The sequence below is a fragment of the Rhizobium sp. SL86 genome (assembly GCF_026672545.1).
In the GTDB taxonomy this organism is placed as follows: Bacteria; Pseudomonadota; Alphaproteobacteria; order Rhizobiales; family Rhizobiaceae; genus Neorhizobium.
The window spans coordinates 255,896-268,473 of sequence record NZ_JAPPRJ010000009.1 but is presented as its reverse complement, the minus strand read 5'-3'; the positions used below and the strand labels follow the sequence as shown (position 1 = coordinate 268,473).

The 12,578-nt window shown below is 59.9% G+C and carries 13 protein-coding genes; 1 reads left to right on the top strand and 12 read right to left on the bottom strand.

The window, feature by feature from the left end; translation table 11 throughout:
* The 11 genes from lpxA to rpsB form a co-directional block, all read right to left on the bottom strand.
* Nucleotides 1-816: an acyl-ACP--UDP-N-acetylglucosamine O-acyltransferase gene (gene lpxA, locus OU993_RS24560; protein WP_268161543.1), complete on the bottom strand. Its 816-nt coding sequence runs from the start codon at nucleotides 814-816 to the stop codon at nucleotides 1-3.
* Complete coding sequence (gene fabZ, locus OU993_RS24555; protein ID WP_268162521.1) at nucleotides 816-1,280, bottom strand: 3-hydroxyacyl-ACP dehydratase FabZ; 465 nt, start codon at nucleotides 1,278-1,280, stop codon at nucleotides 816-818. Before fabZ ends, lpxA begins: the two co-directional genes overlap by 1 nt.
* Nucleotides 1,273-2,334 carry a UDP-3-O-(3-hydroxymyristoyl)glucosamine N-acyltransferase gene (lpxD, locus tag OU993_RS24550; RefSeq protein WP_268161542.1) on the bottom strand — a complete coding sequence of 354 codons (1,062 nt, stop codon included), beginning with the start codon at nucleotides 2,332-2,334 and terminating at the stop codon, nucleotides 1,273-1,275. Before lpxD ends, fabZ begins: the two co-directional genes overlap by 8 nt.
* A gap of 50 nt (nucleotides 2,335-2,384) precedes the next feature.
* A complete protein-coding gene (gene bamA, locus OU993_RS24545; protein WP_268161541.1) occupies nucleotides 2,385-4,712 on the bottom strand; it encodes an outer membrane protein assembly factor BamA in 2,328 nt (775 codons plus the stop codon).
* A 188-nt stretch (nucleotides 4,713-4,900) separates the two neighbouring features.
* Nucleotides 4,901-6,025, bottom strand: coding sequence for an RIP metalloprotease RseP (gene rseP, locus OU993_RS24540; protein WP_268161540.1), 1,125 nt, complete (start codon nucleotides 6,023-6,025; stop codon nucleotides 4,901-4,903).
* A gap of 28 nt (nucleotides 6,026-6,053) precedes the next feature.
* Nucleotides 6,054-6,887, bottom strand: coding sequence for a phosphatidate cytidylyltransferase (locus OU993_RS24535; protein WP_268161539.1), 834 nt, complete (start codon nucleotides 6,885-6,887; stop codon nucleotides 6,054-6,056).
* Nucleotides 6,887-7,630, bottom strand: coding sequence for an isoprenyl transferase (locus tag OU993_RS24530; RefSeq protein WP_268161538.1), 744 nt, complete (start codon nucleotides 7,628-7,630; stop codon nucleotides 6,887-6,889). Before OU993_RS24530 ends, OU993_RS24535 begins: the two co-directional genes overlap by 1 nt.
* Before the next feature lie 50 nt (nucleotides 7,631-7,680).
* Entirely contained in the window at nucleotides 7,681-8,241 is a 561-nt protein-coding gene (gene frr, locus OU993_RS24525; protein ID WP_268161537.1) for a ribosome recycling factor, read from the bottom strand.
* 56 nt (nucleotides 8,242-8,297) lie between these two features.
* Entirely contained in the window at nucleotides 8,298-9,023 is a 726-nt protein-coding gene (pyrH, locus tag OU993_RS24520; protein ID WP_268161536.1) for a UMP kinase, read from the bottom strand.
* A 98-nt stretch (nucleotides 9,024-9,121) separates the two neighbouring features.
* A complete protein-coding gene (gene tsf / locus OU993_RS24515) occupies nucleotides 9,122-10,048 on the bottom strand; it encodes a translation elongation factor Ts (RefSeq protein ID WP_268161535.1) in 927 nt (308 codons plus the stop codon).
* Between the two features lie 241 nt (nucleotides 10,049-10,289).
* Nucleotides 10,290-11,057, bottom strand: a complete 768-nt coding sequence (gene rpsB, locus OU993_RS24510) for a 30S ribosomal protein S2 (protein ID WP_165219824.1) — start codon at nucleotides 11,055-11,057, stop codon at nucleotides 10,290-10,292.
* Between the two features lie 294 nt (nucleotides 11,058-11,351).
* Here rpsB and OU993_RS24505 point away from each other — a divergent pair, with 294 nt between their 5' ends.
* Nucleotides 11,352-11,705 (top strand): STY0301 family protein, encoded by a 354-nt coding sequence (locus OU993_RS24505; RefSeq protein WP_268161534.1) that lies wholly within the window; start codon nucleotides 11,352-11,354, stop codon nucleotides 11,703-11,705.
* Between the two features lie 24 nt (nucleotides 11,706-11,729).
* Here OU993_RS24505 and OU993_RS24500 read toward each other — a convergent pair whose 3' ends face one another.
* The gene (locus OU993_RS24500; RefSeq protein WP_268161533.1) at nucleotides 11,730-12,566 is read right to left on the bottom strand and encodes a cell envelope integrity EipB family protein; all 837 of its coding nucleotides are present in this window, start codon (nucleotides 12,564-12,566) and stop codon (nucleotides 11,730-11,732) included.
* Between the last annotated feature and the right edge of the window lie 12 nt (nucleotides 12,567-12,578).

The following is a 12,578-nucleotide window of genomic DNA, read 5'->3' as shown; positions in this document are numbered from 1 at the left end:
TCAGGCTTTGCCGCGATAGGGTGAGGAGATCGGGCGATCACTGTCGGCGCCGATGAAATCGATGACTTCGAGCGCTTCCTTGCAGTCCAGGAATTCCTCACGGATGCCGGCTGCGTTCGCGCGCACGGACCCCTCCGCCTCGAAGATCTGCTTGTAGGCGCGTCGAACCTGATGAATGATCGCACGTTCAATGCCGGCGCGTGTCATGCCAACCACGTTCAAACCGCCCAATACGCCCGGATTGCCGTTCAGCATGCCATAAGGAATGACGTCGTAATTGACCGCCGCCAAACCGCCGATAAAGGCCTGCCGACCGATGCGGGTGAACTGATGCACGGCGCAGCCGCCACTCAGGATCGCACGGTCATCGACCATCACATGGCCGGCCAGCATGACGTTGTTCGACAGGATGATGTTGTTGCCAAGCCGGCAGTCATGCGCGACGTGGGAATTGGCAAGGAACAGGCAGTCGTTGCCGACGCTGGTAATGCCGCCGCCACCGACCGTGCCGGTGTTCATCGTCACGCCTTCGCGCATCGTGCAACGTTCGCCGATCACCAGACGCGAATCCTCACCGGCCTCGTGCAGGCTCTGCGAGACGCCACCGATCACGGCCATCGGGAAGATGCGGCTTCCGCGCCCGATCTCGGTCAGTCCCGTGACAACGGCGTTCGAGATCACCTCGACATCGTCATGCAGGACGACACGTCCGCCGATCCGGCAGAACGGCCCAACGGTGACGTTTTCTCCGATCACCGCGCCGTCTTCGACGACGGCGAGCGGGTGAACCCGCGCTGTGGCGGCAATTGTACTCATCAATCTTCCTTCGGACGGATCATGGCGCCAACATCAGCCTCGGCGACCAGCGCGCCCTCGACCTTGGCTTCACAATGAAACTTCCAGATATTGCCGCGCTGCTTTTGCTTCACGACATGAATTTCAACCCGGTCACCGGGAACGACAGGCTTGCGGAACCGGGCATTGTCGATCGTCATGAAATAAACGAGCTTGCCGCCTTCGTCCTGCTTGCGCGCACAGATCGCGCCGGCCGTCTGGGCCATGGCCTCGATCAGAAGAACGCCGGGCATGATCGGCTGTTCCGGGAAGTGGCCCATAAAATGCGGCTCGTTCACCGTGACGTTCTTGATACCAGTCGCGCTGTTATCGCCATCGATATCAATGATCCGGTCAACCAAAAGGAACGGATACCGATGGGGCAACAGCTTCATGATCTCCAGGATCTCAACGGAGCCAAGCACCGCCTTTTCCTGATCAACCATTTCTGTCTCCTCTTTTCCTTGCTCGCTCATCCGACCTCGCCATGATTTCCGCGATATCACGCATGAAATCCGGCATCGGCCTTGCCGGGATACCGCCGAAACGACCGCCCGCCGGAAGCGAGGCTATCACGCCGCTCATCGCCGCAATCTGCACGCCGTCACCGATGGTGATGTGACCATTGATGCCGGAGGCACCACCGATCTGAACACCGTCACCGATTTTCGTCGAGCCCGCTATACCAGCGCCACTTGCAATCGCGCAATGCCGGCCAATGCAGACATTGTGGGCAATCTGCACAAGATTATCGATCTTGGTGCCCTCACCGATCACCGTATCATCCATCGCGCCACGGTCGATCGTCGTATTGGCGCCAATCTCAACATTGTCCTGGATGATCACCCGACCGATCTGGACGAGCTTGATCATGCCACGCGGTCCGGGCGCAAAGCCGAAACCGTCCTGGCCTATCCGCACACCATTGTGGATGATGACGCCGTTGCCGATCAGCGCCGCGATAACCGAGGCACCGGCCGCGATCGAGGAATTGCGGCCAATCTTGACGCCCGCACCGATGACGACACCAGCGCCGATATAGGTGCCCGAACCGATCTCCGCATTCGCACCGATCACGGCCATCGGCTCCACGGTCACGTCCGCTTCCAGCCGTGCCGTCGGATCCACATAGGCCGCAGGCGAAATCCCGGCAACGCCCGTGACCGCCGGGATACGGGCTGCCGTCGGATGCAGATATTGCCCAGCAAGGGCAAAGGCCGCAGCCGGTCTCGACGTCAACAGGATCGGAATATTGTCCGGGATGACCGACCGGAGGGCCGGTTCGCAAATGATGGCAGAGGCGCGGCAGGTTGCGAGATCCGCCTTGTGCTTGCGCGAGACGATATAACAGATCTCGCCGTCTTTCGCCCGCGAAACCGGGGCGACGGACCGGATCAACCGGTCCGCACACATTTCGTCCACCATTTCCGCCCCGATGACCTGTGCAAGCTCACGAAGGCTCACCCCGTCATGCGGCGGAAAGAAGTCGTTGTTGTCCATCAGCCAAGGCTCCAGAACAGATTTTCACACGCAGTTCTGGACGCCAGATATCAGAACTGGTTCGCCATGCTGAAGCGGAAACGCTGTTCCTGGTCGTAATCTTCCTTGACGACCGGGACGGCATAATCGAAGCGCAGAGCACCGAAGGGCGAAGCCCAGGTGATACCCGCACCAACCGAAGCGCGCAAGGCGCTGTCGCCACCAAGTGCACCAGCACTGTTGGCCACTTCGTTGCCGTAAAGCGTGCCTGCGTCTGCGAAGACGGCAGCACGAAGACCGAAGTCCTCCGGCAGGGCCGGCATGGGAACGCTGAGTTCAGCCGATGCGGTGAAATAGGTCGTGCCGCCCAGCGTATCGCCATTCGGCATGCGCGGACCGATACCATCGCTTTCGAAGCCACGGATCTGCTTGCCGCCGATGGTGAACTGGTCGAAGACGTTCAGCTTGTCGCCGGTGGCAACCACATGGCCGGCACCAACTGCGATCTGGCCGATCAGGTCCATCTCATCCGACAGCAGGTGGAAATAACGGGCGCGACCGTAGACCTTGTAGTATTCGGAATCACCACCAAGGCCTGCGAATTCGTGCGTCACCGTCGCATAGATACCTTCACGCGGAAGGGTCATGCTGTCGAGCGTGTTGTAGGTGAACGTCTGACCGATGATCGACTGTTCGTATTTGCCACCGTTGACGAGATCGATGTACGGCTGCGACAGGCCGGTCGTCCAGCTGCCTTCGCCGGAATATTCAACCTGCTTGTAGGTGTAGCGCAGCGTTGTCGCCAGTTCTTCGGTGATCGGAGCCGTCACGCGCAGCGTGAAGCCCTGCTCGTTGTATTCGTAATAATCCTCCGAGGAGGACTGGCTCTTGAACACATCGAAACCAGCGGCCAGACGGTAACCGAGGAAATAAGGCTCGGTGAAGTTCAGCGAGTAGGTCTGCGCATCGTTATCGCCAGCACCTGCGGCAAGACGGATGTACTGACCACGGCCAAGGAAGTTCTTTTCCTCGATCGAAGCTTCGAGAACGACACCGTCATTGGCGGCGTAACCGGCGCCGATGCCGAAGGAGCCCGTCGACTGATCTTCAACATCCACGACGATCACAACGCGGTCAGGAGACGAACCCTGCTGTGTGCCGATATTGACCTTGCTGAAGTAACCGAGTGCTTCCAGGCGACGCTTTGCCCGCGTGATGGCCAACTGATTGAAAGCGTCACCTTCGCTGAGATCGAACTCGCGGCGAATGACGTAGTCACGGGTACGCGTGTTACCGCGGATCTCGATCCGCTCGACATAGGCGCGCTCACCCTGATCGACCAGATAGGACACACCGATCGTGTTGGTCTGGAAATTACGGTCACCGCGCGGGGTGACACGGGCAAACGGATAACCGGCCGAAGCAACCTGCTTCGAAATCGCTTCGATCGTCTTCTGGACGTCGCGGGCGCTATAGGTGTCGCCGCTCTTCGTTTCGACGAGACCGTTCAGCTGCGAACCATCAATCCCCGGAACGGTGGATTCGACAGAGATATCGCCAAACCGATAACGAGGACCTTCCTCAACGGTAAAGGTGATCGTGTATTCGTTCTTCGATTCATCCAGGACCGCATCAGAGGAAACGACACGGAAGTCCGGATAACCATGGTTGTAATAGAACTGGCGCAGAGCATCTTCGTCGGCGCGCAGCTTGTCGTCCGTATAGACGTCCTTGCGGGTCAGGAAGGACAGCGGACCGGATTCCTTCGTCACCAGCACATCGTGCAGGCGGCGGTCACCATAGGCCTGGTTGCCGACAAAATTGATATTGGCGATCTTCGTGCGTTCACCTTCGTTGATCACGAAGGCAATATTGACGCGGCCCTGACCAACCGGAACCACCTGCGTGGTGATCTGAACGTCGCTGCGGCCGATCTGCGTATAGGCTTCCCGAATGCGCTGGATGTCGGCATTGGCGAGCGCTTCGCTGTAGGGACCGAGCGGCTGGGTCTGGACAACGCCCTGAAGCTTGTCGTCCTTGATCTTACGGTTGCCGTTGAAGACCACCTGATTGACGAGCTGGCTCTCATTGACGGTCACGACGAGCGTGCTGCCGGAGACGGAGATCTTCACATCCGAGAAATAACCGGTCGCATAAAGACGCTTGACCGATTCATCGATGTCAGCATTCGAGAAGCTGACGCCGGGACGAATTGTGATGTTGGAACGAACAGCTTCCTGCCCGGCACGCTGCGCCCCGCGCACATCGACGCGCTGGATAACGGCGGCCTCGGCAACCAAAGGCGAGGCGATCACGACAACACCTGCACCCGACGCGACAACACCAGCAGACAGCGCAAACGCCGAGACTGCGTTCAAAAACTTTGAACCAGCTTTCATTTTCAAATCTTACCTTTTCCCGTTGTCCCTCGGCGGGTGGCACCCGACTCCGGCCACGTGTGTCGTTTTACCTGCTTTTGACCTACAAGCAAGGTATCCTGTTAATTTCTATTTACTTCCTTTGAAGGCGTGACCCAATCGCCACGGCGACTTCTCAACAAGGTAAACAGTTGGTTTCTAACCCAATATCATCCAATCCAACGGCCGATGGTGTCATTCCACGTCGCAAACACCATCAGAGTGAGGATAAGCGCAAATCCAATGCGGAAAACGATCTCCTGAAGACGCTCATTCAGCGGCTTTCCCCTCACCGCTTCAAGCGCATACAGAACGAGGTGGCCGCCATCAAGCACCGGAATCGGAAAGAGGTTCATCAATCCTAGCGAAACGGAAATGACAGCGGCAAAATTCAACACGGCGACAAACCCGAGTGTCGCCACCTGCCCTGTCGTTTCTGCGATCCGGATCGGTCCGCCGATCTGATCGGCCGACATCTTGCCGGCAAAGATATTGCCGAGATAACGGAAGGTTCCAGTGATGATGTGCCCGGTTTCGGCGACACCCTGCCCGATCGCTTCCACAGGCGTATAGGTCACACGGCGGAAATTGCCGCGCTGCTCGTCGGTCACAATGCCGATCTGACCCATCTCCACGCGGTTGCCGAACTGGTCGGTGATTTCCACCCGCTTCGGCACCATCGGCAGATCCAGCGGACGGCCACCGCGCTCGACGGTGACGACGATCGGGGTTTCCGGCCGCACGCTCACATAACGACGCACATCATCAAAGGTGCGGATCGCCTCGCCGTCGAGAGCCACCAGCAGATCGCCCGGCTCGACGCCCGCTTCAGCCGCGGCGCTGCCAGCGCGCACTTCTGCCACCACCGGATCGGCCACCATGCGACCGTAAATGCTGAAAACCGCTGCGAAAATGACGATCGCCAGCAGAAAATTGGCAAGCGGGCCCGCGGCAACAGTTGCAGCGCGTTTCCACAGCTTTGCGCCGCCCAGCGTCTGCGCACGTTCAACGGAGGACAACTGGGCAATCTGCGAACCATCGGGCCGGCTTGCGGCATCCTCGTCGCCGAAGAAGCGCACATAACCGCCAAGCGGAATGGCACTCACCTTCCAGCGGGTGCCATGGCTATCCGTGAAACCGATCAGTTCCGGGCCGAAGCCGATGGAAAAGGCCGTAACGCGAATGCCGCACCAGCGGCCAACAAGGTAGTGCCCCATCTCATGGATAAAGACGAGAAAGGATAAAACGAGAATGAACGGAATGATGTAGCCGGTAATCAAACCCAGTATCGCCATTCAGGCCATATCCTCCATCATTCGCCAGTCACAGACCAAACAGAAAGGCTGCGACCGAAGCCGTTGCCTTGTCGGACCACGCCGCATTCATGATTGCAAGTAGAAAAGCGGTGAAACCGGCGAAAACAAGTCCGTCGACGCGATCCATCACGCCGCCGTGGCCCGGAATCAGATGGCTGGAATCCTTTACGCCGAAACGACGTTTGATAAAGGATTCGAAAAGATCGCCAATCTGGCTCGCCACTGACAGGAACAGGGCGATGAACACCGTGCGCAGCGACAGAATCGGGAAATAGGCGAGCGATATCAGGCCACCGGCCAGGACACCGAAGGCCGTGCCGCCGATGGCGCCCGACCAGGTCTTGCCGGGTGAAATCCGGGGGGCGAGTTTCGGTCCCCGCAGCGCACGACCGACGAAAAAAGCAAGGATATCGGTCGCCCAGACGACGGCGAAGACAAACAACATGGCGACAAAACCGGTCTGGTCGGCGCCGCGAATGGCAGCAAGCGAAACGCCGCTCATTGTCGCGTAGAAGATGCCACCCGGTAGCCACATCGTGCCGCCCCGCGCCAGAACCCAGAGAATGGCCGTCACGGTGAAGCCGCCGATCAGCGGAACGCCCATTCCTTCATCGCCAAGGACGAGATTGAGGGACACCGAGGCGACTGCAAGCCAGCCGAGCGCATTGCCGCGGAAATCGCGATCGGCAAGCCGCGTCATGCTCGACCACTCGTAATAGACCAGTAGCGAGATGAGCGCTGCCAGCACACGGAACGACATGCCGCCGAACCAGGTCGCCACCAGAGTGACGATGGCCAGCACGATGGCCGAGACGATCCGTTTTTTGAGTTCCGGCGACATCAGCCCGCCACCGCCGTCGGCGTGGCGGAAATCCCACCGAAACGTCGTTCACGCACGGCGTAGATCCGAAGAGCCTCGGCAAAGGTCTCGGCCGTGAAATCCGGCCAGTAGTCCGGAATGAACACGAATTCGGCATAGGCCGCCTGCCAGAGAAGGAAGTTCGACAGGCGCTCCTCACCGCTCGTGCGGATGATGAGATCCGGATCGGGAATGCCGGCCGTGTCGAGCTTCGCCGTGATGAGTTCGGCGGTGATGGCTTCGGGTGCCAGCCGGCCTTCCGCAACCTCTCTGGCAAGAGTTTGCATGGCGCGCGTGATCTCGTCGCGCGCACCGTAGTTGAAGGCGATGATCAGGGTCAGCGCGCTGTTCGCCTTGGTCGTCTCTTCTGCTTCGAGCAACAGGGGCAGGATGTCGCCCCTGAGGTTCGTCCGGTCGCCGATGACACGAATGCGCACATTGGCTTTGTGCAGTTCGGCAAGATCGCGGCGGATGAAACGGCGCAGCAGCCCCATGAGATCGGAGACCTCATCTTCGGGCCGCGACCAGTTTTCGGAGGAAAAGGCAAACAGCGTCAGATATTTCACACCGGCGTCGCCCGCGGCACGCACAGCGCGCCTGACGGCTTCCACGCCTTTGGTATGACCCATCGTGCGCGGCAGGCCCCGCTCCTTCGCCCAGCGCCCATTCCCATCCATGATGATGGCGACGTGCTGAGGCACTGGTGGCAATTCACCGCTGACCATCCTAAACCGCTCACTTTCGTCCGATTGGAGACAATACGAAACCGCAGGCCTTAAACCTGCATGATTTCCTTTTCCTTTTCGGCAAGCAAGCGGTCGACTTCGGAAATCGTATCATCCGTCATCTTCTGGACCCGCTCGGACTGGGCGCGGCTGTCGTCCTGCCCCATCACGCCATCCTTTTCGGCCTTCTTCAGCGCTTCCATGCCGTCGCGACGGACGTGACGGATGGCGACCTTACTCTTTTCGGCATAGTCATGCGCAACCTTGACGAGCGACTTGCGGCGCTCTTCGTTGAGTTCCGGCAGCGGAATACGCAGGTTCTGGCCATCCACGATCGGGTTGAGCCCGAGGTTCGATTCGCGGATCGCGCGATCGACGGCGCCGACCATCGACTTGTCCCAAATGGAGACGCCCAGCATGCGCGGCTCCGGCACCGTGATGTTGGCCACCTGGTTCAGCGGCATGCGCGAACCATAGGCTTCGACCGTCACCGGATCGAGAATATTGGCCGATGCGCGGCCCGTGCGCAGCGAGGCAATGTCGCTCTTGAAGGCCGAGATGGCGCCGTCCATGCGGCGCTTGATGTCGTTCAGATCAACGGGTCCACTCATGTTCCACTCCGTTCTTATCAAAAAAGCGGCCGGCGCATCCCTGCCGCAACCTGCAATCAGATGTCCGTCACGATGGTCTTGCGGCCACCGCCGGTCAGGATTTCGCCAAAACCGCCCTTCTCGTGGATGGAGAAGACGATGATCGGGATCGAATTTTCGCGTGCCAGCGCAACCGCGGCAACATCCATCACGGCGAGGCCCTTTTCCAGCACTTCGCTGTGGGTGAGCGTGTCGAAACGGGTGGCGGTCGGATCCTTCTTCGGATCGGCGGAATAGATGCCGTCGACCTGCGTGCCCTTGAAGATCGCCTCGGCGCCGATTTCGGCGGCGCGCAGCGCACCGGCAGAGTCGGTGGTAAAGAACGGATTGCCCGTGCCGCCGGCAAAGATCACCACGCGGCCCTGGGCCATGTGGTGCAGGGTGCGGCGCTGCGAGAAGCTTTCACAGATTTCCGGCATGGCAATGGCCGACAGAACCACGGTCTCGATATCGAGCTTGCGCAGCGAGGTGGCAAGCGCCAGCGCGTTGATGACGGTCGCCAGCATGCCCATATGGTCGCCGGTCACCCGGTCGCCGCCCTTCGAGGCCACGGCCACGCCGCGAAAGATGTTTCCGCCGCCCACAACGAGGCCGACTTCAACCCCCATACGCACCGCTTCTGCGATGTCGGCGGCAATCCGATCGGCCACGGCAACGTCGATGCCGAAACCTTGACTGCCCATCAAAGCCTCGCCGGAGACCTTGAGCAGCACGCGTTTATAGACGGGTTGGGAGGAAGACATGGAAACTCCTTCGAGGATCACACCGACAGCCGGATACACGAAGGGCATCGCATTGTCACGCGATGCCCCCTGCATTCACAAGTTTTGGCGTATGAAAGTTAGTGCTTGACGGCTGCAGCCACTTCGGCCGCGAAATCGGTTTCTTCCTTCTCGACGCCTTCGCCGAGCAGGAGGCGAACCATGCCGGTCACTTCGATGGACGCACCAGCTTCCTTTTCGGCAGCCTTGACGGCTTCGCCGACGGTCTGCTCCGGATTGATGACGAAAGCCTGCGACAGAAGAGCGACTTCTTCGAAGAACTTGCGCATGCGGCCTTCGACCATCTTTTCGATGATGGCGTCCGGCTTGCCGGAGGCGCGGGACTGTTCGATGAACACGTTGCGTTCACGCTCGGCAACGGCGGCATCAACTTCTTCGGCGCGGATGGCGAGCGGGTTGGTCGCAGCGATGTGCATGGCAACCTGGCGGCCGATCGAGGTCAGAACAGCCTTGTCACCTTCGGACTTCAGCGCAACGAGCACGCCGAGCTTGCCGATGCCGTCGCCGGCGGCGTTGTGGATGTAGGTGGCGACAACGCCATGCTCGACTTCGAGCAGAGCGGAGCGACGCAGCGTCATGTTTTCACCGATCGTGGCGATCGCGTCCTTGATCGTGTCGGATACGGACTTGCCGGTTGCCGGGTAGGTAGCGGCAGCAACGGCATCAACCGTGCCGTCGGTGCCGAGCGCGACATTGGCCACGCCGCGGACGAGGTCCTGGAAGGCATCGTTACGGGCAACGAAGTCGGTTTCGGAGTTCAGCTCGATCACGACAGCCTTGTGGCCGGCGCCGGCGATACCGATCAGGCCTTCAGCGGCCGTGCGGCCCGACTTCTTGTCAGCCTTGGCAATGCCCTTGGCGCGCAGCCAGTCGATTGCGGCTTCGATATCACCATCGGTCTCGGTGAGAGCCTTCTTGCAATCCATCATGCCTGCGCCGGACTTCTCGCGCAGTTCCTTAACCAGTGCAGCAGTGATTTCAGCCATTGTTTGCCTCTTGTCCAATCAGGGGTGCGCCTGCCGGAATCGGTGGGCGGGCGCCCGTTTGGGGCACGAATGTACCCGTAAGTGTGACAGCGTGATGAATAACCGTCCGCGCGATCTCACGCGATGATTGGCGAAACTCGGGTTCCGCCGGCGCCGGACGCCTCAAATTCGTCGAAGGCCATTCTCGACAGCCTTCTGAATGCCGGGGAGGGACAGGCGCCCTCCCCGCACATCGTCATGCTCAGGCTTCGGTTTCTTCCGAGAGAGCCGGTTCGATCGGAGCCTCGGCCATGGCGCCGATGTCGCGACCCGAAGCGCCCTGCTGGCGTGCCAGGCCATCGATGGCGGCACGAGCGATCAGGTCGCAGTAGAGAGCGATGGCGCGCGAAGCGTCGTCATTGCCCGGGATCGGGTAGTCGATCAGGTCCGGATCGCAGTTCGAATCGATGATGGCAACGACCGGGATGCCCAGGCGCTTGGCTTCATCGATAGCGATCTTTTCCTTGTTCGTGTCGATGATGAACATCAGGTCCGGCGTGCCGCCCATGTCGCGGATACCACCGAGAGCCTTGTCCAGCTTCTCGCGTTCGCGCTCGAGGTTCAGGCGCTCCTTCTTGGTGAAGCCCTGGGCGTCGGAGGCCAGGATTTCGTCAAGCTTGCGCAGGCGCTGGATCGAGTTCGAAATGGTCTTCCAGTTCGTCATCATGCCGCCGAGCCAGCGGGAGTTGACGTAGTACTGAGCCGAGCGCTTGGCGCTGTCGGCGATCAGTTCAGACGCCTGACGCTTGGTGCCGACGAACAGAACGCGGCCGCCACGGGCAACCGTGTCGGAAATCACCTGCAGGGCGCGCGACAGCATCGGAACGGTCTGCGCGAGGTCGATGATGTGGATGTTGTTACGATCGCCGAAGATGTACGGCTTCATCTTCGGGTTCCAGCGATGAGTCTGGTGGCCGAAGTGAACACCAGCTTCCAGAAGCTGGCGCATGCTGAAATCAGGCAATGCCATGCCTTTTTCTCCTTGTTTCCGGTTTAACCCCCGCGAAACGAACAGTCGATCTTCGATCGACCACCGGCGGAACCGCCCGGATTTCTCCCGGACCATCCCAAGTTTCGCGTGTGGAATGGGCTGCGCATAACGGCATTGCCCAGCAAATGCAAGCCTTCGCGCTTGCGAATTTCATCGGAAGATCAAGAATAGCGGCGCTGAAGAAGCCTTGCGGCCACTTTACAGCGCATGACGCCTGTAGCAACCTCCAAAGGAACAGATCCGTCTTGGCGCTTTTTTTCCGTGAGGTCAGACTTGAAACTGCATGTCACCGTCAGCGCAATTTTGGTGATGTCGGTCGCATCGCCAGCGCTCGCAACCGGGACCGCCTGCCCGGCCCGCCCCGGATCGATCCTGATCCAGTCCGAGGTCTATGATGGGCCGGTGGAAGACAATGCGGTGCTGGCACCGGACAGTTCGACCGGCACGGCGAACAAGGGGAAAAACCGGTTCGATGTCGCCGGCGTATATACACAGGGACGCCATGTGGTTCTGGGCTGCCACTACAAGGGCGAGGCAAAGCCGGTGTTCGTCGAGATCAAGACGAAGGTCAAAACCTGTGAGCAGAGTTTCGACACGAAGGCCGGCGGCAGTCTCACCTGCCGCTGATGGAGCAATACCGAAACCCACCGATCAGCGGCAGGTCTCCGGCTGCTTGTCGAGAAGCTCGAGCTTCGACAAGGTGCCCGAGAGGACGAAATCCCCGTAATCCATCGTCAGATCGCGGGTGATGCCGTTGTCGTAGAGCTTGAACGACATGCGGTAGACCGGAAGTGCGTCCGTTTTGGCATCTTCATTAAAATAGGCGATCGTGACCGGCCAGTAGGGCTTGGCCGAGAACTCCCCGGCGCTTTTCGCATCCGGATCATCGGAAGCCGGCGTCTGTTGCAAGCCAACCACCGTGCTCGTCATCAGGCTCTTGTCGCCGTCCTCGGAACCGTCGAAAATGCGGGCCTCGAAGAAGCGTTTGCCGGCGCGAGCATTCTCGATCACTTCCAGCATGTGCTCCGTCGGGAACTTGGCCGGCGTAAGGTCCACTTCCCGCGGATCCGGCTTGGCCAGCGCGATCTTCAGACCGTTCGCATCGTCCTTCGCCTCGCCGGTCACCTGTTTGTCGAGCTTCTCATCCGTGTAGCTTTTGGTATCGAAGCGGAACTGGCCTGAATTGGCATTTTCGAAGGTCGTCGTCTGCTGGTCTGTCAGCCGCATTTCCTCGCCCGTGTCGATCTTTGTCACGAATCGGAAATTCGTGGTGAAACCGGTACAGGCCGAACCGGTGAATTCGTAGACCATGCGACCGAACATGCCTTCGATGCCGGAGCGCTCGGAAACGTCGCGCAGTTTCAGGTCATAGACGGCGCGGTGCGGCACCAGGGCGCGGGCAGCTTCCAGACCGGCCAAGGCGGGGCTGGAACCGATCGTCAGCGATGCGCTCACAAGAAGCAGGGTTCCCAGTTTCGGTCGCGACATCCACAATCTCCT